The organism is Gottfriedia acidiceleris (genome assembly GCF_023115465.1).
Lineage (GTDB): Bacteria > Bacillota > Bacilli > Bacillales > Bacillaceae_G > Gottfriedia > Gottfriedia acidiceleris_B.
In genome coordinates, this window is the sequence record NZ_CP096034.1 from 1,733,116 (window position 1) to 1,756,804 (window position 23,689).

Consider the following 23,689-nt stretch of genomic DNA (forward strand, 5'->3'; position numbering starts at 1 on the left):
AGAAATAAAAAAGAATGGCCTTTAGACTAACGGGTTCTCCTTTGTGAGATAAAATCAGAAATTAAATTGTCAAATGGCAGACCAATCAGCAAATAATTGGTCTGTTTTTTTATTGTTAAAATAAGGTTTTTGTTGAATTATCACTGCAATAGCAGAAAATTAGCATATAAAAAAACATTGGACAATAACTATTGTCTATGCTGATTAACGTGCTATTTAAATGTCGAAAATGAATGACGAAAACTATGAGATATTATTGGAGGGAAACATTTGTTAAATAAAGATTTAGAGGTAATCCTAAATAAGATTGAAGCTTTGGAAAGTTTAGAAATAGAGATGGAAGTTGATGACCCTGAAATTGAGTTTATCTCTATTCACTTATTTTCGAGGGATGAATTTAAAGAGGGCAAGTAGGATACAGTGTAGACGATAAAGGCAATTCTTTAGTAGGTAAAGCTGATGGCGATTGGAAAGGAACTTGGTATATTATCGGTTATGACGAAGACTTAGGTGACCCAATTTTCGTAGATATAGATAATAAAAATTACCCAGTAATGACTGCAATGCACGGCGAGGGTGATTGGGAACCAGAAGTAATGTTTTCATCACTGTTATTTATATTGCTATTTTAAGTACTAAAAAGTTGCTAATTTAAGACTGGAAAGACATATTATTTTACGTTTTCCCTCCCTAAAGAGAACCCGTTACCTTTAGACTGCACCCCTTAAAGTAGATGTTGAAAAACCCACAGCTGGGCAACATTGATTTTAAGGGGTGTTTTTTATGGCGAAAAAAGGTCAAAAGTTTCACAAATATAGTATGGAAATCAAATCTGATGCTATTCGTTTAAAGGAAGAAGGTTTTTCTTATCGACTATGGACTCATCGGAATTTCCGAAATTCTTGAGCCACATAAGAATTTGGAAAGTAAACCTCCGTGTAAATTTACGATGTTGAAATATCAAAAAAGTAATCATTACTAATTTTAATGTCACTAAAATCACTACGAATCATTATTGCGTATTTAGGAAATGACGTAGGATTTTTCTAAATCCACTTAATTTTTTTCACCTCTGATAGAACATTAAATTAGATAAGGTTGTCTTTTTCAAAAAATAGTTTAGACTAGTAACTGAGGTGAATGATCTTGAAAGATAAGGTTTCTAGTACGAAATGGTTTGGACTAGCATTGCAATCTCTATTAGTTTTAGCGGAGCAAGACGGAATTTGTCCAAGCGCAGTATTAGCTCAAAAACTTGAAGCACAATCTACTTTTTTAAGAAAAATTCTTGCCAATTTAGTTAAAGCAGGCATTATTTCAGCTAAAGAAGGACGAGATGGTGGATATTATTTAGCCAGAGGTGCTAATGAAATTACTTTAAAAGATGTTTATGATGCGATGAGATCAGACCCATATTCAAAAGGCTTCTTAGATGTAAATAGTAAGGAATGTTTTGCACCATCTACCCGATCTGCTTTATACGATTTAAAAGATGAGATGGAAAGTTGGCTTGTTGAAGGTCTTGCAAAGAAAACAATTTCAGACTTATTACCGAAGGAAAATGGGTAAAATAAAATCGAAACTAGTTTCAAACTGCCTGCCAAACGCTCGCAATCAGTTTAAAAATCAAATTATTAGTATTTTTCTAATTTAGTCGAAACTAAAATGTTTCGATTTTATTTTTTTATAAACTGTAGTTGACTTTTATACAGTTAAAGTCATATACTGTATTTATAAATAATACAGTTAATTAGGGAGAGATGAAATATGTCTAATGTTAAATCTGAAAAAGAAGAGTATTTAAATAAAGTAAACGAAATAGATTTTGGTATGGAAGCCCCAAAAGAACTTGATAGTACGGATTTCTTTACTGTAGCAAAGGAAAGAAGATCAGTTCGTCATTACGATCCAAGCTTTCAAATGTCTGATGATGAAATTAAGGAATTATTAGAAATTGCAGTTCAAGCACCATCTTCTTCAAATTTACAACCTTGGAGATTCCTTGTCATTAAGGACCAAGATACTAAGCAAAAATTATTACCAATTGCTAATAACCAACAACAAGTTGTGGATGCATCTGCAGTTATCGCTGTTTTAGGTGATACAGAAGCATACAAAAATGCCAATCGCATTTATGATGAATTAGTTGAAAAAGGTATGATGACTCAAGAAGTGAAAGACTTCTACGTTGGATCAATCGTGAAAAACTACGGTGGTTTACCAGAAGAAATTGCTACAAAAATTGCGATGGTTGATGGTGGATTAGTTTCAATGCAATTTATGCTTGCAGCAAAAGCAAAAGGTTTAGATACAGTTCCAATGGGGGGATTTGACCAAGCGAAATTCGTAGAAGCTTTCAATGTACCAGCAAACTTCAAACCAGTTATGTTAATTTCAGTTGGTAAAGGAATCAAAGCAGGCTTCGAAAAAGTTCGTTTAACTTTAGATGAAGTTGTTGCTTGGGATCAGTACTAAGCTTAGAAGAGTATGTAGAGCAGGGATAAGGGAAACCTTTGCCCTGTTCTTTTTTTGTTTGAAGGAAATTTACATCCGTTTAAAGAATAACTTTTTGGAGGGAGTAATGATCCATCTAACTAGCTAAGAATAAAGTGGATGAGCCAATCCGAGTGGTATTCTAAAAACATGTATAGTAAAATTTTAAACGAAGAATTTTGATGAAGCTACTAATAATAATATGATTGAGATGAAAATTTAAGGTTAAAAAAGAGGAATTAATGAGAGGTGTTTATTGATGACAAATAATAATATGCATCCTAAAGTTGAAGCATTTTTATTGAGAGCGAAAAAGTGGCAAGAAGAATTTTATAAGTTAAGAGAAATCGTCATTGACTGTGAACTGACTGAAGATTTTAAATGGATGCATCCTTGTTACACAATTGATAATAAAAATATCGTTTTAATTCATGGTTTTAAAGAATATTGTGCCCTTCTGTTTCACAAAGGTGCGTTACTAAAAGATCCAAAAGGCATTCTGATTCAACAAACAGAAAATGTACAATCAGCACGTCAGATTCGGTTCACCAATATTCAGGAAATAATTGAAATGGAAAGCGTTTTAAAGGACTATATTAAAGAAGCAATTGAAGTGGAAAAAGCAGGTTTGCAAGTAGAATTAAAAAAGACTTCAGATTATGAAGTTCCTGAAGAATTACAACTTAAATTAGATGAAAACCCGACCTTAAAAACGGCTTTTGAAGCATTAACGCCAGGACGTCAAAGAGCTTATATTTATTATTTTTCTCAACCAAAACAATCGAAAACCCGTACGTCTAGGGTTGAGAAATATATTGATCAAATTCTCGATGGAAAAGGATTAAATGATTAGTTTTATTATAAAAATCAAAACTAGCAAAATCTGTTCCAAATCGAATAAAAACTTGTTAAAATCTGCTTATTATCTGTAAAAAGATTAATCATATCAGCGCAAGCTAAATCGCTGTTGAGATTTCCCCCACCAGCGTTAGTACATTTACCCTTTTTTACACTAATAGGGCACCTCATACATCATTTAATCTGACGTATGAGACAGCCCCATTATTTGATATTAGCCTTCTCCATGTAATCGATATGCCATGTGGTTTGTTGGGCCAACGTATTGATTAAGTGGGAACGAGTGACGAATTGCTTCAGTAATGAATTTCTTTGCAGTGTAGATTGCTTCTCTTGGTTCTACTCCTTTAGCAAGCTCTGCACAAATCGCTGCAGAATAAGTACAACCCGCACCGTGAGTATATGTAGTTTCAATTCTGTCAGATTCTAGATGCTCGATTTTTTCACCATCAAATAACACATCTATTGCATTTTCATGCTGAATTTTGCTTCCACCTTTAACTAAAACAAACTTAGCACCTAATTCATGGATTTTGCGTGCTGCTTCTTCCATTTGTTCAACAGTGCAGATTGGAGCCATTTTAGCTAACTGAGCAGCCTCAAATAAATTTGGTGTTACAACTGTTGAAAGTGGTACTAAAATTTCTCTTAATGCATCATTTGTCTCTGGGTGAAGAGCCTCGTCATTTCCTTTACAAATCATAACTGGATCTACAACAACTCGATCAATATTATGTTTTTTTATAGTTTTTGCAGCTAATTCAATTATTTCAGTTGAACCAAGCATACCTGTTTTCATTGCTTGAATTCCAACGCCAACAACGATCGTTTCTAATTGTGCCGCAATTGTATCTATATCAATTGGAAACACTTGATGATGCCAATGATTATGAGGATCCATCGCTACTAAAGTTGTAATTGCACTCATGCCATAAACATTACGTTCCTGAAACGTTTTAATATCAGCTTGTAATCCAGCTCCACCACTACTATCAGATCCCGCAAGTGTCAATGCTTTATAAATTGTCATGTGAAAAATTCCTCCTTTGAATTACATAGAATTATTATACAAAAACATAAGTGCTAGGTACAAGACATGAGCATTATGAAGAGTAAATCAAGAAATAGATCTATTAGGTTGAGTCTATTTTTGTCGAAAATTTTATTGACAAACTAGATTAATAGATTGTATATTGAGTTTATAAAAATTAATTTAATATAATCTTTATCTCGTATGGATAGAGGCGCAGTTTTGATTAGTCGTTACTTTGAGGTTTATGGTACCTGTGAAAAGTAATAAAAGGTGAAACTGCCGAAATAATAAATTTACCATTTAAATTTATTATTGGGCCTATTGCTGAATAAGCATAGGACTGTCACAAGATTACTTGTGGAGGGCTATTGAAGAGATGTTGATGCTGTTTGACACATATATTTGAGTCTTAAACACGTGAACATTGCTTCACGTGTTTTTTTGTATTTTTACCAGATTTTCCATGCTTTACATATTGACGAAAATACTGAGTAAAATACACATCATACAACACTTTTATACCGTCCCATATTCTCGCGTAAAGATAAGATTGCAAGAATCAAGAGGAGGAAATAAGATGGGACTAACAAACCCTAAAAATGATAAAGTAGTATCGAATACTCACGATGGTTCTTTAAAAAGGGGCCTTAAAGCAAGACATTTAACGATGATTTCAATTGGTGGTTCAATTGGGACAGGTTTATTTTTAGCTAGTGGAACTTCAATTAGTGAAGCTGGTCCTGGTGGAGCTGTTTTAGCTTACGGACTAATTGGTATTATGGTTTATTTCTTAATGACTAGTTTAGGTGAAATGGCGACTTATTTGCCAGTTTCTGGTTCATTTAGTACTTATGGATCTCGCTACGTTGATCCCGCATTTGGTTTTGCTATGGGTTGGAATTATTGGTATAACTGGGCAATCACTTTAGCTTTTGAATTATTAGCTTCAGCAATGTTGATGAAATATTGGTTCCCACATACTCCAGCTGTTTTATGGAGCGGAATCTTTTTAGTGATTATTTTAGGTTTAAATTTACTGTCAGTTAAAGGCTATGGTGAATCAGAGTTTTGGTTTTCATTAATTAAAGTTGTAACTGTAGTTGTCTTCTTAGTTGTTGGTATTGCAATGATTTTTGGTATTTTAAGTGGACATCATGCAGGTTTCAAAAACTTTACGATTGGAGATGCTCCGTTCCATAATGGATTTTTAGGTGTATTATCAATCTTTATTGTTGCAGGTTTCTCATTCCAAGGTACAGAGTTAATTGGTGTTGCAGCAGGTGAGACAGAACATCCAGAAAAAAATGTTCCAAAAGCTATCCGTCAAATTTTCTGGCGTATCCTTTTATTTTATGTTTTAGCTATTATCGTAATTGGTTTATTAATTCCTTATACAGATCCTGGTCTAATGAAAAACGACGTGGCTGTTAGTCCATTTACTTTAGTATTTGAAAAATTAGGTGTTGCATTTGCAGCTTCTGTAATGAATGCAGTTATTTTAACATCAGTTTTATCGGCAGGTAATAGTGGAACATACGCATCCACTCGTATGTTATATACTTTAGCAATTGAAGGAAAAGCTCCTAAATTTTTAACAAAAGTAAATAAAAATGGTGTTCCTACAAATGCTTTATATCTAACACTTGCAGTTGGTTCACTTGCTTGTTTATCTTCATTTTTCGGTGAAGGTCAAGTGTATACTTGGTTATTAAATTTATCAGGTTTATCAGGTTTCCTTGCTTGGTTAGGTATTGCGATTTCTCATTACCGTTTCCGTAAGGCTTATGTTGCTCAAGGTAAAGATTTGAATGACCTACCTTATCGTGCAAAATGGTTCCCATTAGGTCCAATCTTAGCATTTTTAGCTTGTTTATTTATTGTATTAGCTCAAAACTGGCAAGCTTTCACTGGTAATGCAATTGATTGGCAAGGTGTACTTGTTTCATACATTGGAATTCCTGTGTTTTTAATTGTTTGGTTAGGTTATAAAGTTAAACACAAAACGAAAGTTGTATCTTATAAAGAGATGGATTTATCTAGAAAATGATTATAATATATGGCCCTTTCATCTTTGATGAAAGGGTTTTTTAGTCATTTTAACGATTTTTATGTAAATTTGGAATTTTTGTTCACAAAAACTAATACCTTTAGTATTATAAAACTAAAGGTATTAGTTTTTATTATTAGGAGGGTATAAAATGAAGATTACGAAAAATAATGATCTTTATGAGTTGAGCTTTTTACCCAATTTCTTTCCTGTAAATTGTTTTTTAGTTGAAGAAGAAAACGAACTTACGTTAATTGATACAGCACTATCCTTTAGTGCGACTAAAATAATTGAAGCGGCTAATCAAATCGGCAAAAAAATTACAAATATCGTTTTAACGCATGCGCACGGCGACCATGTTGGATCGCTTGATCAATTAAAATCACTACTTCCTGATGCAGTCGTCTCCATTTCAAAACGAGATGCAAAATTATTAAAAGGCGACACTAGTCTAGAAGCTAGTGAGCCTAATACTCCTATAAAAGGCGGCGTTCCTAAACATATCCAAACTACTCCGGATCGTTTACTACAGGAAGGTGACACTATTGGGTCTTTAATAGCAGTTGAAGTTCCCGGTCATACACCTGGTTCAATGGCATTTTTAGATCAACGTACTAATGCCATTATCGCTGGGGATGCTTTTTCATTAAGAGGTGGTTTTGCGATCTCTGGTCAATTAAGAATTTTATTTCCTTTTCCATCTATGGCAACATGGAATAAAGATGCTGCATTAAATAGTGCTAAGAAAATTAGTGAATTAAAACCTACATTATTAGCAGTCGGTCATGGTACGATGTTAAGTCATCCACAAGAAGCAATTGACCGTGCTCTTAAAAAGCAGTAAGTGAAGGGGAATTCGTAATGTCACCAAGAATTGGATTGAATTTTAATCAATTACTGAGTACTTCAATTAAAATTGTCGATACAGAAGGGTGGGAGGCTTTAACGATTAGTTATCTTGCAAAGAAGCTAACGATTCAACCTCCATCGATTTATAATCATATTAAGAATTTGGATGAACTAAAAAATAGTGTTGCATTACATGGGATTACACAACTTTATGAAAAACTTCTTGATTCGGTTGAAGGTAAAAATAATGAGAAAGCAATTTTTGCATTAGCTTTTGCTTATCTTGATTATGCTAGAACCCATCCTGGTTTATATAAAGCTACATTATCTCCGTCTCAAACACCTGGAGATGAGTATCGGTTAACTGGGAATAAAATATTGAACTTAATCTATGAGTTATTGAAACCATATAATTTAACGGACATTGAGCTTATTCATGCGGTGAGAGGTTTAAGAAGTTTGCTCCATGGGTTTGTTTCGCTTGAAAAAAGTGATGGATTTGGTATAAATATTCCAATTGATGAAAGTGTGCTTTTTGTATTGAAAAATTATGTAAGAAATTTGAAGCCAGATATGAAATAATTAAAAGGATAGGAAGGGTTAAATACCCTCCTATCCTTATTTATAGAGAAAATACGTTTTTATTTAAAATTAAGCTTGTACGCCATCTTTAAAGTTTTTATTCCAGTTTTTATCTCCAGCATGTTCAAGATCTTCAGTAGTACGTTCTAATACGTCAATTAGTAACGTCTTCATATGGTGAATATTGTTATAAAATAATTTTTCTTCTTCTAAATCTGGCTTTGCATGATGAGCTGCCTTAATTGCTGTTTCTTCACGAAATCTTTTAACTTTTAAGTCTAACTCATCAAAGACGTGTTTTACATACTTTACAATATTTCTATGGTTTAACGTATTTCTCTCATTTAATTCCTCTAATTTGTTTACCATAGTCATTTCCTCCATGAATAAGATTAAAAGATTTATATTGATTATACTGAACCAACATGAAAAAACAATATAAATTATAAATTTTTAACCATTATAATCAAAACCTTATGATTTTAATTTGAGGTCAAAATTGTATTTTTTTCGAACTGTTGTATGCTACAATGACTTAATAATATTTTCTATTTTGCGTAGGAGGCCTATTATGAAAGCAATTGTCATTCATCAATATGGAGATAGCTCTGAGTTTAAAAATGTTGAACTTTCAATACCGAAGCCATCTGGTCACCAAGTTTTAGTTAAAGTTTCTGCAACTAGTATCAATCCGATTGATACAAAGATTAGAAAAGGGATTGTACAAAATTCGTTCCATCCTAATTTTCCGATGATTTTACATAGTGATTTTTCAGGTGAAGTTGTCGAAGTTGGTGAAAATGTTTCACGTTTTTCAGTTGGAGATTTTGTTTTCGGTTTAAATGTCTTTACGGGTACTCTTTCAGATTATTTTTTAATAGAAGAATCAGTAATTGCTAAAGCTCCAAAAAATTTACCAATTCAAGAAGCGGCAAGTTTACCATTAACAGCTATTACTGCATGGGAGGCACTTTTTAACAGAGGTAATTTAAAACAAGGTGATCATATTTTAATTCATGGCGGGGCAGGTGGAGTTGGTCATCTAGCTATCCAGTTGGCGAAAGCTTTTGGAGCTACTGTGACGACAACAGTTTCGTCGAAGGAAAAAGCGGACTTAGTTAAAAAACTAGGTGCAGACCACATCATTAATTACAAGGAAGAGACCGTCCAAGAATATGTTAACCGCCTAACGGATGGGCAAGGCTTTGATCTTGTTTTTGATACTGTCGGTAAAGAAAACCTAGATCAATCATTTATTGCAGTTAAACCAAAAGGTACTGTTCTAGCAATCGCTGCTCGTTCGACGCATGATTTAACACCTTTACATAACAAATCTTTATCTTTACATGTAATTTTTATTCTGCTTACTCAAAAAACTGAGGAAGGGCGTAAAGAACATAGTGCTATTTTAAATAAAATTGCTACTTTAGTTGAAAAAGGTAAGCTAAAACCGCTAATCAATCCAAAATCTTTTACATTTAATCAAGTGAAAGAAGCTCATGATTACTTTGAAAATAATGAAGTGCAATTTGGTAAAGTATTAATTGAAAATAAGTAAGTGTTATTGAATCCCTTTTGCATATGCATAGGGATTTTTTCATATCATTTGATTTTTTAGCACGAAATCACACCTATCAGTAAAAAAAGCTCAGTTTTCTGAGCTTCATGCTGTTGAAAAAATACCTTGTCAATTAATTATCAAATTATCGTAAAAGGAGTAGAGTGATGTTGATTTCCATTACAGGATGCTCGCTTTCCATGGGGCGAGACCTGAGCCTCCTCGGCAAGCCGAGGCCACTGAAAAACAGTCAATTTTATTTACTGTAATCTATATATGATCTAAAAAAGGCGATTTTTCGTTCAGAATTGAACGGAAAATCGCCTTTTCCTTTATACATTTTTAGTTTTCTTCCTTCATTAAGGTCAGTATTCGTTTTAAATTAACTGCGAATATGGCCATTGCCCCTTGCATTTCCATGCCTAATAGACCCGTGGAATTTGCTACATTGTACCCGTGTCTGTGTTTTAATTCACTATTTTTTGCTTCAATTTTATAGCGTTCTTTTGATTTCTCTTTGAAATATTCGCTTTCTTGAAATTGTGCATGCTCTTTGTGTTCAGTTGATTTAATTGTTACACTATATGATTTACTTTTGGCACCTTCTTTGTAACATCCATCTTTAAAGGGACATTTTTTACATTTTTCAATATCAAAGTAATACATATCTCGCGGATTTTTTTTCTGATTTTTTCTTTCTTGTCTTCTTTTTCGGATTGCCATATGACCTGCCTTGCAATCGTACATACCCGCATCCTTATTATATTGAAATTCATCTTCTTTTTTACGTGTTCCATGTGTAATCGTTGGGTTTAATTTCGAAACTAATTTTAATTCATTTTCATTTACGTATTGAAGATTATCAATCTCTGAATAAGCTGTATCACCAATGACTGTATCAATTTCCATTCCTGTTTCACAACTTTTTTCAATCAATGTTTGTAGGTACTTTCCATCATTTTTTTCACCAGTAGTAACCAATGCAGCTGTAATAAGACGCTCTTCGTTCATCGCAATATGTGTTTTATAACCAAAGAATGAGGTATCAGCTGATTTGTGACCAGTTTTTGCGTCAGGATCATGTGAAAATTCTAGGTTGCCCTCGTAATCTTCTACAATTTCTTTTAGATAGTTTAGTTTTTCTTTGACTTTTGGATATTCACGGATTGATTCTTCTTTTTCCACAGATTGGATGACTTTTTGACTATATTTAATTTCATCGATTAAATCATTCGTTGTTGGCTTTTGTGGGAATTTTCCTCTCATTCCCTCATTGATTTGATAAACAGCTTTTCGAAGAAGCTTTGACTTTTCCATTAAAAATTCTTTTGGTGATTTTTGATTATATCGCGATCTTGTATGAGTTGCATCAACTATAATGGAAGTACTTTTAATTAGTTCTTTTTCAAGTGCGATTTCGACTGTTTTATTGATCAACATGTCTAATAATTCAACATCTTTTAAACGAAGCTTACGAAATTTCGTTAAAGAACTTGAATTGATCACTGATTCTTCCGGAGCCATATCAAGAAAATATTTAAAAGACATATCATACTTTGATCGTTCAACAACATCAACATCTGATAAATCAAAGATCGATTTTAGTAACAAATATTTGAACATACGAATAGGCGGCACTGCATTCCGGCCGTTATCAAGGCAATATTTATTTTTTAATTCTTCTAAAACAAACGTAAAATCTACTAATTCATTTATTTGACGAAGTATATTATCTTTCGGAACAATTAAATCGTATAAAGCCATGAAAGGACTGAGAGTAAAAGATTCTTGATTTGAGATCATTCGATACACCACCGTTACTTGATACAACAATTATACAAGAAAAAAGTGAAGGCTTCCTCGATGAAATCGAGAAAGCCTTCACTTTTTTTAATCACAAGGACTTTTTCAGTGGCCTCGGCAAGCCTGCGGGGTCTCAGCCTTCCCGCTTATCCCATAGGAGTCGAGCATCCCTCCATTCCAATCAACTTATTCATCTAAAAATGTCTGCGATAAACCCTAATCAAATAGCCTTTCCTTAGAGTAATCTAACTTTAATCAGATTGTAGATCAATTAATATTGAACATTTATTAAACTAAACAATCGAATTTGTTTTCTAAAAAAGCTCATAATATTTTTAACGTCTAAAAAAATCATTTCTAGTGTTATTGAAATAATGAAATTGCTCAAACATATTTACATTTAAAACCATTAAAGCTCATTCAAAAAATGCTGATTTTATCATTATTAAATGTTCATTTAAAGTCCGTTTTCCCTATTGACGTCTTCATATTTCAACACTCTGAAGCTCAGTTTTCTGAGCTTTCTAGTTTTTATGGATTAAGATGCTTAAAAAGACTAGTAAACTTACTATTTTTTTCATAATTAAACTTCCTACTTTCATAATTTGTTTGGATACTTGGATTTGCATCGATTTGTTTAAAGTAATATGCTTTTTCATTTATCATAATCTTGAAACCACTATTTTTATATGTGACTTCTATATCCTTAAAAATCAAACTTTTTATTATTTATTGGGATTCAGATTTTCTTAAAAATGTTCCTTTATCTAATCTTCCATTACCTTGTAAATCAGCGTAATAATAATAAAATGTATAGTCATTTTCTGGATCAAAGACCATTGATCCAAGTGGCAGTTCATTACACGCAAATGTACCTCTCAATAAAAATGTCTTATTAGAGGTATTACAACTACTAGTTATGAACACCAATATAAATGTAATAAGTATTTTTTTAGTATTAAGTTTTTTCATGAACTTATTTTTCTCCTGTAATAAGACTTGTACTGTTTTCTCATTTAATAAGGAAAAGGTTATCTCATTTTTGCCGGCGTTAATTAAAGTATTAATCTATTTGTAACTTTTTTGAAAACGGCAGAAGTATAAACAAATAAGTTAAATGGTAAACATTTTTTAGTAAAATTTAACAGTGCGCTCAATTAAATCTTACTAAATTTTTGGAGAAATTTTACTTTAACTATTGAATAAATTGTGAAATTATTCACAAATAGAGAGTTCGTGTGTTTCGTTTCCCTTTTTATTAATGAATACGTCAAGACTTTGTAAAACAAAAAGTGATTATTTTGTGAATCAATAAGATTAATCTTTTTCTTCTCATGGTATTTAGTCAATAGTGGTATATAATGGAAATATAATTCATGGGATAAAGGATGTGAAAACGAGGTAGAAATTTTCTCCCTCTATTCAAATGAAAATAAAATTAATTATTGCTGATGATAACTCATTTATTAGAGAAGGTCTTAAAATCATATTGAGCTCTTATGAAGAATTTGAAGTATTAGAAACCGTAAATGATGGGAATGAAGCGTTAATATATTGTCAAAATAATGAAGTAGATGTAGCGCTTTTAGATGTTCGAATGCCAAATATGAATGGCGTTGAAGCTACGAAGCATATTTCCGAGCAAACTAAAACAAAGCCACTTATTTTAACGACATTTGATGATGATGAGTACATTATTGATGCTGTGAAAAATGGAGCAAAAGGCTATTTATTAAAAAATAATGATCCAGAACGAATTCGAGAAGCAATCAAAAGTGTTTTTCATGGAAATACAGTCATGCAAGATTTAGTACTGGATAAAATTAGAACGAATTTAACAAGCAATGCAAGTACAGCAGATACGAAAATCGATACGAGTTTGTTTACCCAAAGAGAGTTAGATGTAATGGCTTTAATCGCAAAAGGGTTTTCGAATAAGGAAATTTCTAAGCAAATTTATATTTCTGAAGGAACAGTTGCTAATTATATTACTTCAATTCTCGGAAAAACAGGGCTAGAACATCGAACACAAATTGCTATTTTCTATATTACTGGGAAAGTAGACTAGCGCGAAGGAGTTACATATGGAGCGTTGGATTATATTAAATAAGCTTTCTGTTATTTTGTATATAGCTTTAATTTGTATTCAAAAAGAAATTCCTAATTTCTCTTGGGTACTGTTTACATTGCTTGTTTATTTTTGTTTAAATATTAGTCTTTATTTAATAAAAAATAGATTGTTGATAAAATTTTTACTAATCGTATCAATTTGTTTAATTGTCTATTCCAATTTAAAGATACAACCATTATTTCTTTTACTACTCCCAATGTCAATCTTAGAGCTTGTTTCTTTTTTTACTTCGAAAAAATGGATTGGTTGTTTTCTTGCACTCCTTCCAATTTTCTACATATCTAATTCTTTCCAGCCTATTTATGGATTAATTTCATTATTTAGTTTTATCGTTTTTTCGCTTGTTAATTTGTATAACACTAGATTAAGGTTTAAAGAAGATCAAATTGACAAAATGAGGAGAACGATTCAAAAGCTGTCAAAAAAGATAAATAATCATAATGAGTTTATTGAGCAATCGGAATATACCTTCAAATTGGAGGAACGAAATCGTATTTCTCAAGAAATCCATGATAAAATAGGGCATTCAATGACAGGTGCGCTATATCAAATGGAAGCAGCTAAACATTTAATGAGTACTAATCAAGATAAAGCATTAGAATTGCTTCAAAATGCGATTAATATTTCAAAGGACGGAATTGAAAACATAAGACTTACTTTAAAAAATATGAAGCCTCCAACTGAACAAATGGGAATTCATCATATGAAATTATTCATAGATGAATTTTCTGCTAAGCATGATTTAAAAACATTGTTTGTCTATAAAGGAAATCTCGATCTTATTACGCCAATTCAATGGAAAGTAATTCAAGAAAATGTAGTTGAGGCTTTAACAAATACAATGAAATATGCAAATGCTACAGAGGTGTCGATTGAAATACATGTCATGAATAAAATGATAAAAACAAATGTAAAAGACAATGGTAAAGGGAAAGTGAGAATTAAAAAAGGTTTAGGCATCATTGGGATGGAAGAGAGAACAGCGGCTATAGACGGGAAAATAATAGTGGATGGTCATGATGGTTTTTCAGTTACAACTTTGCTTCCAATCCAATAATTTCAACATGTGATATGAGTTTCTATTAAGTCCATCATGATTTTGCCTAAATTAAAATATGAATATTCTCATGTGAAAAGGGTGAACTAATACACTGATATTAGTTCACCCTTTTGCTTATAATAGCATCATACAATTAGTTAAGAGGTGAGAGGATGAAAGTTTTAGAGATAAAAAATTTAACTAAAAAGTTCGGGGATTTTATAGCAGTAGATAATATGTCTTTATCAATTGATGAAGGAGAAATTTTCGGATTTCTTGGAGCAAATGGAGCGGGAAAAAGTACGACAATTAATATTATTTCAGGGCTACTTCGAAGTAATCAAGGAACTGTAGAAATTCTAGGGAAAAACAGTAAGAAGAATAGTAAGTTCGCAAAAATGAATATTGGAATGGTACCTCAAGACTTAGCTATTTATGAAGATTTAACTGCCTATGAAAATGTTAGATTTTTCGCTGGACTTTATGGTTTAAGAGGTTCGGAATTAAATGAAAGAGTAGAAGAAGCCTTACAATTTGTAGGGTTAGAAGATAAATTTAAGGAATATCCAAAAAATTTCTCTGGTGGAATGAAGAGAAGGTTAAATATTGCGTGTGCGATTGCACACCGACCTAAACTGATTATTATGGATGAACCAACTGTTGGGATTGATCCACATTCACGAAACTATATTCTTAATAGTGTACGTAAGCTTAATGAAATGGGCTGTACAATCATTTATACGAGCCATTACATGGAAGAAGTTGAAGAAATATGCTCACGTATTTCAATTATTGACCATGGAAAAATCATCGCTGAAGGAACAAAGGAACAGCTTAAATCGATTATTACGAATACAAAGGATATTCGAATTGAAGTTAAAACGACTGAAAATATTGATGTTGCGGAGCTTAAAGCGATTAATGGCGTTGAAAACGTTCATATTTTAGATAATGTTATTACGATTACTTCAGATAATGGTGTGAATAATTTAAATAAAATTATTCAACATTTTATTAATAATGAAATCGAAATCAGTTCATTACAGGAAAATGCGCCTAATTTAGAAACTGTTTTCCTTACATTAACAGGCCGAAATTTACGTGATTAACTTTATCGAAAATTATTTAATAAGGAGGCAATTAGCTTGAATATTTTTAATATTGCTTTCATGGAAATTAAGCGTGACTTTCGAGATGTAAGGAACTTATTTTTTATGTTAGCATTTCCAATCATTTTAATGCTTGTCTTAGGTACTTCACTTTCAAATGCTTTTTCAACATCTGTCCCGATTAAAGATGTGCATGTTTTATATAAAGATCAATCAACAACTGGTGAGTTTTCGCAGTATTTTAACGAACTAATTAAAAGTACGAAAAAGTCTGGAATTCATTTTAAAAAAGCTGAGAGTAATACAAATGGCGAGAATGAAGTGAAACGAAATCATTATGATGGCTATATTTCTATTCTAGATAACGGAATTAAGCTTTATATCAATGAAGGAAACAGTGTTGAGGGTAGTGTTATCCAAGGAATATTAACTTCTTTCGTAGATAAATATAATGTTAGCGTGGAAGTTGCAAAAGTCGATCCAACTCAAGTTAAAGAAGTCTTTTTAGGTAATTCTCAGGATGATTATATTAAGGACACGTCGATTGCATCAAATAAACAGCCAGGTTCGATGGATTATTACGCGATTGCAATGACGACTATGATTGTTCTTTATGCAGCTATGTCTGCAAGTAAATTGATCACAGGAGAAAGAGTTAGAAAAACTGCTGATCGATTAATCGTTTCTCCTATTTCTAAATTTGAGATTTTTATAGGGAAAATACTTGGAAGTTTGGTTGCTAACTTTCTGTGCATTATTGTAGTTGTCTATTTCAGTAAATTCTTTTTTAAAGCCAATTGGGGTAGCCATCTATTATTAGTCTTTATTGTTTTACTAACGGAAGTTCTTCTATCAATTAGTTTAGGGTTAGTTGTAAGCTATATCACAAAATCAAATGCATCATCTAGAGCAATCATCATGATTGTTGTGCAGCTATCTTCATTCTTTGGTGGAGCTTACTTTAAATTGGGCGATACTAGTGGGATTTTAAAATTCATTACTCAACTCTCACCACTTACTTGGGTTAATACTGCAATTACAAAAATTATTTATGCAAACGACTTGTCAGCTGCTATCCCGGCGCTTGTCTTTAATATAGGTTTTTCTTTATTATTCCTATTTCTTGCATCTATTACTCTAAAAAGAAGGGAGGGGCTATAATGCAGACAGTTTTTTGGCTAATTTCAAATACTTTAAGAGCTACTTTTAAAAATAAGAAAAATATTATTATGTATATTTTAGTGCCTCTAATTGGTATTTTTATTTCCTTTCTAGCTTATGGTGGTTCCAATAAAACGATCGTTCATGTTGGGATTGTCAATGAGGATCATCAATTTATTGCTAATGATACGATTAAGTTTTTAGAACACTTAGATAACGTTCGTATTGAAATAATAAACAATTCTGATGCCAATGATAAGATCGCTTCAGGATCACTTGATTGTGTTATTTCGTTCCATGATGGTTTTACAGAAAGTGTACGTTCTGGTAATCCAAATCATATTCAAATATCTTCTATAAAAGGTGCTCAAATTACGAGTTTTGTAAAATCTTATTTATACAATTATATCGACAATGTTTCAGCTATTAGTAGAGTGGCTAAAACAGACCAAACTAAATTTAATCAAATGTACTCCAATTACCAAAACGCAAGCTTCAAGGTCGCAACAAAAACATTATCGGATTCATCTCAATCTAAAAATATGATGACATATAGTTTAGGCTTTTTGATTATGATTATGTTAATGTCTGCAGGGAATCTTTCTGAAATTATTTTAAAGGAAAAAGAAAATCGAATTTACTACAGACTTTTGTCAGCACCTATTAATGCTAGAAAATATATTTTCTCAAATGTTGTAGTAAATATGATTGTAATGACTGTCCAAGTAATTATTACGCTCCTCTTTATGACTAAAGTATTTCATATCGATATTCAAATTCCATTTTGGGAAGCAGCAATTGTTATGATGCTTTTTGCTTTGGTCTCAGTCGGGATCTCATTAATGATTGTGGCGTTCTCTAATAGTTCAAAATCATCTGGAGCATTGCAGAACTTAATCGTTGTTCCAACTGTTATGATCTCCGGTTGTTTCTGGCCAATCGAGATTATGCCATCATCAGTACAAAGAATTGCGGATTTTCTTCCACAAAGATGGACATTAGAGACATTGACGAAGTTGCAACAAGGAAGTAGTTTAGGAAGTTTATATTTAAACATTTTAATCCTTTTAGTTTTTGCGGCTGCATTTTTCTTAATTGCTATTTATAAATTTAGTCGTAATAGTTCTACTAGAAATTTTGTGTAGATAGTAAAAAAATCCATCTCTTTATTTTAGAGATGGATTTTTTAGCTATTTTATTAGTCCCTTGAACTACAAATTTCAATAAAATGACCGTCTGGATCTGTTACATATGCTACTGTTTGACCCCATGGTTTTGTAATTGGTTCTTTGATGATCTTTACACCTTTTGTTCGTAAATCTTCTATTGTAGAACGCACATCTTCTGTTACAAATCCTATTTCAAAAGTTTGAGAGGATGCTTCAGTATTTTTATAATTTAATCCAGTCAGCTCTTGAACATTACCACGTTCAATCATAGCCAGTACGGTATTGCCAGTATCTAATTCTACATACGTACCATGATTTCCACGAATAGGAAGGCCTAAAGACTCGGTATAGAAAGTAAGAGATTTTTCTAGATTTGAAACATATAAAATTAAATACCGCATTTTCAACATTTCATTAACCTCCAGAATAGTTTAATCTCTTTTTTTTCTACATATATAAGGTATTTACCTTCTTACATTGGTTAGTGTTTATTCAAACTGATAGGTATAGAATGATTCCTTCGCGAAAAATGATTTTAATCGATCATCGGGTATATCCTCAAATTTTTCAATTTTTACAACGTCTTTTAGCATCGCCTCTGTCTGAGAACGGTGTGCTTTCATCGTTCTTAGCTTCTGAGTTGCAACATCCATTACATCATTCACGATATCTGGTTTTCCTAAAACTTCAAAGCGTTCTTTTGTAATAGCGATACACCATACTGTTGGACGATCTTCCTTATCCATTCGTCGAACTGCTTCAACAGCAGCTCTTGCAGTTGCATCATGGTCTGGGTGGACACCATGCTCTGGATAAAAAGTAATTAATAAAGTTGGCTGAATCTCGTCGATGATTTCCTTTATTGGACTAATTACATCCTCAGGGTCTTCGAATTCAATTGTTTTATCATGAAATCCTAGCATTCTTAAATCTTGGATTCCCATTTCTCTACAAGCGTCGATTAATTCGTTTTTACGTATTGTAGGAAGGGATTCTCTTGTTGCGAAAAATGGATTTCCCATATTTCGTCCCATTTCTCCTAAAGTTAAACAAGCGTATGTAACAGGAATCCCTTTATTTGTAAACTTCGAAATCGTTCCAGCAGCCCCAAAAGCTTCATCATCAGGGTGAGGGAACACAAGTAATACTTTTTCTTGTTTTTGACTCATTTTTAGTCTCCTCTCTTAAAATGGCGTGTAGCTTAAATGTATTGCGATTGCCAGCTTTCCATCCTCATTATGACCTGCTAGTAGGAGGCGACCTTTGTCATCAACTTCAAAATCAGTTAATCCTTCTGCAACAACCCAGCCTTCTTCAAGCTTTAATCCGACACGGTATGGGTTTTTGCCAGTGATCGTAGCACGGCTAATGATTACTTTCGTATTTCTGATAAAGGCATTTACCGTCATTACTTTTTCATTAAAGTGATTTGCATATGCACCATTTGTAGTTTCTAAATGTAAATAGACTGTTTGATTTATATAATTTTGAAGTGCATCTTGGACAGCACCAATTTCTAATTTTTGCATATTCTCGTACCTCCTTTAAAAAGTATTATAATCCAACTTTCCCTAAATTGGTATTTTGTTGGCTTGTGATTTTGAACATAAAAAGATCCCTATCTAATTGGGTGATAGGGATTGGGGGGATGTGTATAACATGATTACTAAAATTTAACTGTTTAAATATTCAGTTAATTTATATTTAATATACATGATGTGGAAATATTCGTCAACTATTTTTGTTAAAAAAATTTAAAATATTCAAAAAATAAGAAAATGAGGTAATTAATGGTATCTTTTTATTGATAATATACATGACTAGAACTCGACAAAAAAGACGAGTTTTTGTGTAAAATAGTCAAATTTTTACTTGTTTTACCTTTTTTTTCTTTTCTAAAAAGATATTAATTGTTAAACTAGAGTAGAATAATATTTTTAAAGGGAGGTTTTTAACGTGAAGGCAGAAGCGCGAAAATTATATAATCCACAAAGAGAAGAATTAAACAAGCCTTCTCGTAATCAATTTCCGCAGACTAAAAAAAGAAAAACAATACGAATCCATCGAATCATTTTGACAACATTATTTTTGTCTTTAATTATCGCGTCTGGAATCTATATGTATAGTCAAAACAAGATCGCTTCGGCAAAGAAACATGAACTTTCAACATTACATGTCGAACAAAAAAAAGTAGCTAAAACTGAAAAAGATTTAAACAGACAGATTAGATTATTAAATGATCCGGATTTCATAGCAAATTATGCTCGTGATCAATACATGTTCTCTAAAAAAGGAGAAACAATCATCATTGTGCCGAAATCGAAAGATGAGATCAGTTCAAACTAACAATTAATAACTTAAAGATTCTCATATATGTGGGAATCTTTTTTCTACATTCATTATAGAACTAATGTTCGTTTTATGCAAATTTAAAGTCGAACGTAAGAACTTAAATGGGAAGAAGGGAATAGAATTTTTTCATATCTTTTAAATTTTTGTCTTCTAAACAGACTCTTTCTCTTATCACTTTGTTGTCTATTTAGTTCTAATTACCCATGATTTCTACAAAATTTTTACTATTCTGAAAAATACATCTTTGTTATAATTTAAATAAGGCTTAAATAAGGAGGATTAACATGAAAAAGTTCATTTACGTTTTTGCTATTTTAATTGTACAAGTAATTTTGACGTTCCTTGTTAGTGTTCTCTCGGATTCATCGGCTAGTAATATTGCTATTATGGTAGGATTCGTTACGACGGTCTTCCTTTATTGGAAAACAGCTAAAAAAGTAAGTTATACTCCTCTTCAGCGATATCAATGGTTGCGTGCTGCTGGATTAGAATTTAATGACTTACATAAAGATTTTCAAAGAAAAATTGCTATTAAAGCATCGTTAATTTATAGTTTTTCAGGTTTAGTTGTTACTTTGTATACATCACATATTTTATTATAAGGTAGTCAAAAAAAAATGGACAAGCATACTAATTGCTGTCCATTTTTTTTTATTCCGATTCATGTTGTAGGCGTTTAATACGTCTTCTATATGCAATCGATGAAACAAGAATACTTAATTCATATATAACTAACAATGGTAAGCTTGTCATCATATCAGATACAAAATCAGGCGGTGAAATTGCTGTTCCGATAATAATAAGGATAAAATATGCAAATCGTCGAGATTTTCTTAAAAATGCTGGTGATACGATTCCGATACTTGTTAAAAATAGTATAATGACTGGTAAATCAAAGAAAAACGCAAAAGGAACAACTAAGTTAAATAGGAAGCTAAAATAGCGCTCAGCTGTGAATGTAACTGTTACCAAGTCTTCTCCGATGTCCTGTAAAAATTTTAATACGTTTGGAAAGATGAAATAATAGCCAAATGCTAATCCACAAACGAACAATAAGAATAAAGCTGGTATGTAAAGCATTGTGCTTTTTCGTTCTTTTACATGTAAGGCCGGCTTTACAAACGCCCATATTTGGTAAGCTATGACAGGGATACTACACGCGATCGCGAACACTCCACCAATCATTAGATAAATCCAAAGGACATCACTTGGACCAAGCGCCAGAAGCTTTCCATGCAAATCTTGAACAAGGAAATTGAATATAGCTTTCGTATAATATAATCCAATTCCTAAAAAAATAACGAATGCAACTATAACTTTTATTATTCGATTTCGAAGCTCATCTAAATGGTCAATGACACTCATTTCTTTTTCTTGCATAATTTCCCCCAAAGCAAACTGTGAAAGTATTTTATTACACTTTAAATTGTATAAATTGGCTAGCGATGTCGATTTTGTACATTACTCGATTTAGTTTGCCAAATTTAGGAATAAAGTGTAAGTGCAACTACGTCTTTAGTCTTTGCCTAAAAGGCTCGCCAATCGACTAGTTTTCTATAATATTGAGCTTCCTATATTTTGTCAGAAAAAAGAACAATCGTCAATGAATATAAAGACTTTAATTATTCTTAAATTACCATCATTTGTTAATTTATTCATATGAAAACTAACCTTATCCGACTATAATAAAAAGTATGAGTATGTAAGATAAGGAAGGTACCTATTTTGGATGGAAAAAGTCATGTAATTGTAGGATTATTTGCAACTGGTGTCACAATGTATGCAACAAAAAATGATTCTATGACCGTCCCACTTATTGTTGGTGCAATCAGTAGTTTGGCTCCTGATTTAGATCATCATAATGGTTCATTAACAAAAAAAGTTTCAATGCCGCTAAAAATTCTTTTCAGCTTATTATTTTTAGCAGTTACATTATTTATTGTTGTGAAGACAGGGAAGTTAATTTATTCTGGATCATGGATTTATGCAGTAGGTATTCTCTTATTATTTATTATTTGTGTTAGCTGGTTACGGAATTTAAAAACAATATTAATGTTAACAGGCATATTAATTGCAGTTATTGGCTGGTTTTTCTTTTATGGTTATTGGTCAATCTTTGCGCTTGGATTATTTATTGCTGTTTCTTCGAGATTAAAGCATCGTGGACCAACACATTCTCTTTACTTTTTAGCTGTTTGGAGTGGAATTTGTTATTTACTGCAAAAAGACCTAATGATAAATGGATTATGGTTAGCTGGTACAGTCGGTTATTTTTCTCACCTTTTAGCGGACCAGTTGTTTACAAAACAAAGTATTAAGTGGCTATAGACCTCTTTATTTTGTCACATTTTTTTATTAAAAAAGATCCATACTAAGAAAGATGTGATGATGAAAGAAGGGTCAATTTTGAAAAAAATAAATTCTCTAATATCCATGTGGATTTTGTTTTTTATGCTTTTTTTGTCAATCCCGGTTGATGCAAGTAGTAATACGTATAATCATCAACGTATTAAGGTGAATACTAATTCCTTTGTTTCTAGCAAAAAACCATCAACGCAACTTGCAATTAGGAGATCGTATCGTTCTAATAGAAGTTATCGACCAACAGCACCTAGGTCGAGTTATCGATCTTATAGAAGTCCTGGAAGGAATTTTTTAGGGTATGCAGGTGCATTTGGGTTAGGCTCTCTTTTTGGTTCGATGCTAAACCCATTTGGTGGCTACTATGGTGGTCAGCAGTTTGGTTTTTCATTTTTTGGATTACTATTAGATTTTTTAGTAATAATAGTGATTATTTGGTTTATTAAGAAAATCTTTCGTAGAAACCGATATTAACTTTCCCCTTCCCGAGGTGACTTGTGAAAATCTATTTTGATGAACAAGATGTTGCTAATGCGATTTGTGTATATGCTGCTGATTTGGAAGGGGTTCGACCAGAAAGCGTACAAATTGAATTTCAATTTAATGAAGATGATGGAGTAAGCTGTGAAGTATCAGCTAATCATCGGAATTTAATCTATTTCGAGCAACAAATATCTGACGCAATTGGTTTTTACTTGGAAGAGATTCATCGTTTTTCATCCAATGCAATGGAAATCATTATTGGTTTTGATGAAGAAGATGGAATTACGAGTGAAATATCATTTATCTATTCATAAAACCCGAGAGAGAACTGGATGTTCTTTCTCGGGTTTTTTCGATTACTTAGGCATAATTCGTTATGTATTCGTAAACAATATCTTGTACTAATTCGTATAATTCACGGTCATCATTTAATTGTTCGGTAACGATTTGTTCGTACAGTTTATCTAGCATATCAGCTGTAATCCACTGTTCGTGTTCTCCTCTATATTGCATTAACGCTCGTTTAATCATCTGCTTTACAAACTGTCTATCCACTTTTAGTCTTTCCTCCCTTAAGCTATTTTTAGTATAGCTAAAATTTTGTATTGTTCCTAGCGAAAAAAATTTATTGAAATCGAACGTATATTCGTTTAATATATGT

The 23,689-nt window shown here is 32.1% G+C and carries 28 protein-coding genes, 1 pseudogene and 1 riboswitch; of the genes and pseudogenes, 19 read left to right on the plus strand and 10 right to left on the minus strand.

Annotation, left to right across the window (positions count from 1 at the left end; all coding sequences use genetic code 11):
• Nucleotides 1-270: 270 nt before the first annotated feature.
• The 5 genes and pseudogenes from MY490_RS08300 to MY490_RS08320 all read left to right on the plus strand — a co-directional run bounded on the left by MY490_RS08300 (nt 271) and on the right by MY490_RS08320 (nt 3,346).
• Nucleotides 271-632 (plus strand): annotated as a pseudogene (locus MY490_RS08300) (hypothetical protein).
• Nucleotides 633-783: 151 nt separating this feature from the next.
• Nucleotides 784-906 carry a hypothetical protein gene (locus MY490_RS22115; RefSeq protein ID WP_282439851.1) on the plus strand — a complete coding sequence of 41 codons (123 nt, stop codon included), beginning with the start codon at nt 784-786 and terminating at the stop codon, nt 904-906.
• Between the two features lie 240 nt (nt 907-1,146).
• Entirely contained in the window at nt 1,147-1,569 is a 423-nt protein-coding gene (locus MY490_RS08310) for an RrF2 family transcriptional regulator (protein ID WP_235832739.1), read from the plus strand.
• A 198-nt stretch (nt 1,570-1,767) separates the two neighbouring features.
• Nucleotides 1,768-2,475, plus strand: a complete 708-nt coding sequence (locus MY490_RS08315) for a nitroreductase family protein (protein ID WP_248268786.1) — start codon at nt 1,768-1,770, stop codon at nt 2,473-2,475.
• A gap of 277 nt (nt 2,476-2,752) precedes the next feature.
• On the plus strand, nt 2,753-3,346 hold the full coding sequence (locus MY490_RS08320) for a YdeI/OmpD-associated family protein (protein WP_248268787.1): 594 nt from the start codon (nt 2,753-2,755) through the stop codon (nt 3,344-3,346).
• A gap of 219 nt (nt 3,347-3,565) precedes the next feature.
• On the opposite strand, the gene pdxK is transcribed toward MY490_RS08320, so the two are convergent.
• Entirely contained in the window at nt 3,566-4,381 is an 816-nt protein-coding gene (pdxK, locus tag MY490_RS08325; RefSeq protein WP_248268788.1) for a pyridoxine/pyridoxal/pyridoxamine kinase, read from the minus strand.
• A 201-nt stretch (nt 4,382-4,582) separates the two neighbouring features.
• Nucleotides 4,583-4,760, plus strand: a riboswitch (Lysine riboswitch).
• Between the two features lie 201 nt (nt 4,761-4,961).
• On the opposite strand from pdxK, the gene MY490_RS08330 reads away from it, so the two are divergent.
• The 3 genes from MY490_RS08330 to MY490_RS08340 all read left to right on the plus strand — a co-directional run bounded on the left by MY490_RS08330 (nt 4,962) and on the right by MY490_RS08340 (nt 7,862).
• The gene (locus tag MY490_RS08330; RefSeq protein ID WP_248268789.1) at nt 4,962-6,431 is read left to right on the plus strand and encodes an amino acid permease; all 1,470 of its coding nucleotides are present in this window, start codon (nt 4,962-4,964) and stop codon (nt 6,429-6,431) included.
• Between the two features lie 151 nt (nt 6,432-6,582).
• Entirely contained in the window at nt 6,583-7,275 is a 693-nt protein-coding gene (locus tag MY490_RS08335) for an MBL fold metallo-hydrolase (RefSeq protein WP_248268790.1), read from the plus strand.
• Between the two features lie 17 nt (nt 7,276-7,292).
• Nucleotides 7,293-7,862: a TetR/AcrR family transcriptional regulator gene (locus MY490_RS08340; protein WP_248268791.1), complete on the plus strand. Its 570-nt coding sequence runs from the start codon at nt 7,293-7,295 to the stop codon at nt 7,860-7,862.
• A gap of 69 nt (nt 7,863-7,931) precedes the next feature.
• Here the strand turns inward: MY490_RS08340 and MY490_RS08345 are convergent, their stop codons facing one another.
• The gene (locus MY490_RS08345; protein WP_129688588.1) at nt 7,932-8,231 is read right to left on the minus strand and encodes a hypothetical protein; all 300 of its coding nucleotides are present in this window, start codon (nt 8,229-8,231) and stop codon (nt 7,932-7,934) included.
• A 202-nt stretch (nt 8,232-8,433) separates the two neighbouring features.
• Here MY490_RS08345 and MY490_RS08350 point away from each other — a divergent pair, with 202 nt between their 5' ends.
• Nucleotides 8,434-9,420 carry a zinc-dependent alcohol dehydrogenase family protein gene (locus MY490_RS08350; RefSeq protein WP_248268792.1) on the plus strand — a complete coding sequence of 329 codons (987 nt, stop codon included), beginning with the start codon at nt 8,434-8,436 and terminating at the stop codon, nt 9,418-9,420.
• A 342-nt stretch (nt 9,421-9,762) separates the two neighbouring features.
• Here the strand turns inward: MY490_RS08350 and MY490_RS08355 are convergent, their stop codons facing one another.
• From MY490_RS08355 to MY490_RS08360, 3 genes are all read right to left on the minus strand, one after another.
• The gene (locus tag MY490_RS08355) at nt 9,763-11,223 is read right to left on the minus strand and encodes an IS1182 family transposase (protein ID WP_248268793.1); all 1,461 of its coding nucleotides are present in this window, start codon (nt 11,221-11,223) and stop codon (nt 9,763-9,765) included.
• A 531-nt stretch (nt 11,224-11,754) separates the two neighbouring features.
• The gene (locus MY490_RS22120) at nt 11,755-11,889 is read right to left on the minus strand and encodes a hypothetical protein (RefSeq protein ID WP_282439852.1); all 135 of its coding nucleotides are present in this window, start codon (nt 11,887-11,889) and stop codon (nt 11,755-11,757) included.
• 63 nt (nt 11,890-11,952) lie between these two features.
• Entirely contained in the window at nt 11,953-12,195 is a 243-nt protein-coding gene (locus MY490_RS08360) for a hypothetical protein (RefSeq protein ID WP_248268794.1), read from the minus strand.
• A gap of 454 nt (nt 12,196-12,649) precedes the next feature.
• Here MY490_RS08360 and MY490_RS08365 point away from each other — a divergent pair, with 454 nt between their 5' ends.
• The 5 genes from MY490_RS08365 (at nt 12,650) to MY490_RS08385 (ending at nt 17,808) form a co-directional block, all read left to right on the plus strand.
• Nucleotides 12,650-13,291, plus strand: a complete 642-nt coding sequence (locus MY490_RS08365) for a response regulator transcription factor (protein WP_248268795.1) — start codon at nt 12,650-12,652, stop codon at nt 13,289-13,291.
• Nucleotides 13,292-13,307: 16 nt separating this feature from the next.
• Complete coding sequence (locus tag MY490_RS08370) at nt 13,308-14,411, plus strand: sensor histidine kinase (protein ID WP_248268796.1); 1,104 nt, start codon at nt 13,308-13,310, stop codon at nt 14,409-14,411.
• 155 nt (nt 14,412-14,566) lie between these two features.
• Nucleotides 14,567-15,502 carry an ABC transporter ATP-binding protein gene (locus MY490_RS08375; protein ID WP_248268797.1) on the plus strand — a complete coding sequence of 312 codons (936 nt, stop codon included), beginning with the start codon at nt 14,567-14,569 and terminating at the stop codon, nt 15,500-15,502.
• A 36-nt stretch (nt 15,503-15,538) separates the two neighbouring features.
• Nucleotides 15,539-16,663: an ABC transporter permease gene (locus MY490_RS08380; protein ID WP_248268798.1), complete on the plus strand. Its 1,125-nt coding sequence runs from the start codon at nt 15,539-15,541 to the stop codon at nt 16,661-16,663.
• Entirely contained in the window at nt 16,663-17,808 is a 1,146-nt protein-coding gene (locus tag MY490_RS08385; RefSeq protein ID WP_248268799.1) for an ABC transporter permease, read from the plus strand. The genes MY490_RS08380 and MY490_RS08385 overlap by 1 nt, the downstream gene beginning before the upstream one ends.
• 53 nt (nt 17,809-17,861) lie before the next feature.
• Here MY490_RS08385 and MY490_RS08390 read toward each other — a convergent pair whose 3' ends face one another.
• From MY490_RS08390 to MY490_RS08400, 3 genes are all read right to left on the minus strand, one after another.
• Nucleotides 17,862-18,242, minus strand: coding sequence for a VOC family protein (locus MY490_RS08390; protein WP_248268800.1), 381 nt, complete (start codon nt 18,240-18,242; stop codon nt 17,862-17,864).
• 78 nt (nt 18,243-18,320) lie between these two features.
• On the minus strand, nt 18,321-19,001 hold the full coding sequence (bshB2, locus tag MY490_RS08395; protein ID WP_069033403.1) for a bacillithiol biosynthesis deacetylase BshB2: 681 nt from the start codon (nt 18,999-19,001) through the stop codon (nt 18,321-18,323).
• Between the two features lie 15 nt (nt 19,002-19,016).
• Nucleotides 19,017-19,361, minus strand: a complete 345-nt coding sequence (locus MY490_RS08400; protein ID WP_248268801.1) for a YojF family protein — start codon at nt 19,359-19,361, stop codon at nt 19,017-19,019.
• A 427-nt stretch (nt 19,362-19,788) separates the two neighbouring features.
• Here MY490_RS08400 and MY490_RS08405 point away from each other — a divergent pair, with 427 nt between their 5' ends.
• Both MY490_RS08405 and MY490_RS08410 read left to right on the plus strand, forming a co-directional pair.
• Nucleotides 19,789-20,178, plus strand: coding sequence for an FtsB family cell division protein (locus MY490_RS08405; RefSeq protein WP_248268802.1), 390 nt, complete (start codon nt 19,789-19,791; stop codon nt 20,176-20,178).
• 290 nt (nt 20,179-20,468) lie between these two features.
• Nucleotides 20,469-20,786, plus strand: a complete 318-nt coding sequence (locus tag MY490_RS08410; RefSeq protein ID WP_056475504.1) for a hypothetical protein — start codon at nt 20,469-20,471, stop codon at nt 20,784-20,786.
• A 49-nt stretch (nt 20,787-20,835) separates the two neighbouring features.
• On the opposite strand, the gene tatC is transcribed toward MY490_RS08410, so the two are convergent.
• Nucleotides 20,836-21,564: a twin-arginine translocase subunit TatC gene (tatC, locus tag MY490_RS08415; protein ID WP_069033400.1), complete on the minus strand. Its 729-nt coding sequence runs from the start codon at nt 21,562-21,564 to the stop codon at nt 20,836-20,838.
• 345 nt (nt 21,565-21,909) lie between these two features.
• Between tatC and MY490_RS08420 the strand changes: the two genes are divergently transcribed.
• The 3 genes from MY490_RS08420 to MY490_RS08430 all read left to right on the plus strand — a co-directional run bounded on the left by MY490_RS08420 (nt 21,910) and on the right by MY490_RS08430 (nt 23,342).
• On the plus strand, nt 21,910-22,512 hold the full coding sequence (locus MY490_RS08420; protein WP_248268803.1) for a metal-dependent hydrolase: 603 nt from the start codon (nt 21,910-21,912) through the stop codon (nt 22,510-22,512).
• A gap of 78 nt (nt 22,513-22,590) precedes the next feature.
• Complete coding sequence (locus tag MY490_RS08425; protein WP_248268804.1) at nt 22,591-23,019, plus strand: hypothetical protein; 429 nt, start codon at nt 22,591-22,593, stop codon at nt 23,017-23,019.
• A gap of 23 nt (nt 23,020-23,042) precedes the next feature.
• Nucleotides 23,043-23,342: a DUF2653 family protein gene (locus MY490_RS08430; protein ID WP_248268805.1), complete on the plus strand. Its 300-nt coding sequence runs from the start codon at nt 23,043-23,045 to the stop codon at nt 23,340-23,342.
• Nucleotides 23,343-23,388: 46 nt separating this feature from the next.
• On the opposite strand, the gene MY490_RS08435 is transcribed toward MY490_RS08430, so the two are convergent.
• The gene (locus MY490_RS08435; protein WP_248268806.1) at nt 23,389-23,583 is read right to left on the minus strand and encodes a YqzH family protein; all 195 of its coding nucleotides are present in this window, start codon (nt 23,581-23,583) and stop codon (nt 23,389-23,391) included.
• Nucleotides 23,584-23,689: the final 106 nt, after the last annotated feature.

Bases quoted from the DNA above. Each gene is read 5' to 3' on its own strand.
- MY490_RS22115 (WP_282439851.1), top strand. From the start codon at position 784: ATGGCGAAAAAAGGTCAAAAGTTTCACAAATATAGTATGGAAATCAAA.
- MY490_RS08315 (WP_248268786.1), top strand. From the start codon at position 1,768: ATGTCTAATGTTAAATCTGAAAAAGAAGAGTATTTAAATAAAGTAAAC.
- MY490_RS08320 (WP_248268787.1), top strand. From the start codon at position 2,753: ATGACAAATAATAATATGCATCCTAAAGTTGAAGCATTTTTATTGAGA.
- pdxK (WP_248268788.1), bottom strand. From the start codon at position 4,381: ATGACAATTTATAAAGCATTGACACTTGCGGGATCTGATAGTAGTGGT.
- MY490_RS08330 (WP_248268789.1), top strand. From the start codon at position 4,962: ATGGGACTAACAAACCCTAAAAATGATAAAGTAGTATCGAATACTCAC.
- MY490_RS08335 (WP_248268790.1), top strand. From the start codon at position 6,583: ATGAAGATTACGAAAAATAATGATCTTTATGAGTTGAGCTTTTTACCC.
- MY490_RS08340 (WP_248268791.1), top strand. From the start codon at position 7,293: ATGTCACCAAGAATTGGATTGAATTTTAATCAATTACTGAGTACTTCA.
- MY490_RS08345 (WP_129688588.1), bottom strand. From the start codon at position 8,231: ATGGTAAACAAATTAGAGGAATTAAATGAGAGAAATACGTTAAACCAT.
- MY490_RS08350 (WP_248268792.1), top strand. From the start codon at position 8,434: ATGAAAGCAATTGTCATTCATCAATATGGAGATAGCTCTGAGTTTAAA.
- MY490_RS08355 (WP_248268793.1), bottom strand. From the start codon at position 11,223: ATGATCTCAAATCAAGAATCTTTTACTCTCAGTCCTTTCATGGCTTTA.
- MY490_RS22120 (WP_282439852.1), bottom strand. From the start codon at position 11,889: ATGATAAATGAAAAAGCATATTACTTTAAACAAATCGATGCAAATCCA.
- MY490_RS08360 (WP_248268794.1), bottom strand. From the start codon at position 12,195: ATGAAAAAACTTAATACTAAAAAAATACTTATTACATTTATATTGGTG.
- MY490_RS08365 (WP_248268795.1), top strand. From the start codon at position 12,650: ATGAAAATAAAATTAATTATTGCTGATGATAACTCATTTATTAGAGAA.
- MY490_RS08370 (WP_248268796.1), top strand. From the start codon at position 13,308: ATGGAGCGTTGGATTATATTAAATAAGCTTTCTGTTATTTTGTATATA.
- MY490_RS08375 (WP_248268797.1), top strand. From the start codon at position 14,567: ATGAAAGTTTTAGAGATAAAAAATTTAACTAAAAAGTTCGGGGATTTT.
- MY490_RS08385 (WP_248268799.1), top strand. From the start codon at position 16,663: ATGCAGACAGTTTTTTGGCTAATTTCAAATACTTTAAGAGCTACTTTT.
- MY490_RS08390 (WP_248268800.1), bottom strand. From the start codon at position 18,242: ATGTTGAAAATGCGGTATTTAATTTTATATGTTTCAAATCTAGAAAAA.
- bshB2 (WP_069033403.1), bottom strand. From the start codon at position 19,001: ATGAGTCAAAAACAAGAAAAAGTATTACTTGTGTTCCCTCACCCTGAT.
- MY490_RS08400 (WP_248268801.1), bottom strand. From the start codon at position 19,361: ATGCAAAAATTAGAAATTGGTGCTGTCCAAGATGCACTTCAAAATTAT.
- MY490_RS08410 (WP_056475504.1), top strand. From the start codon at position 20,469: ATGAAAAAGTTCATTTACGTTTTTGCTATTTTAATTGTACAAGTAATT.
- tatC (WP_069033400.1), bottom strand. From the start codon at position 21,564: ATGCAAGAAAAAGAAATGAGTGTCATTGACCATTTAGATGAGCTTCGA.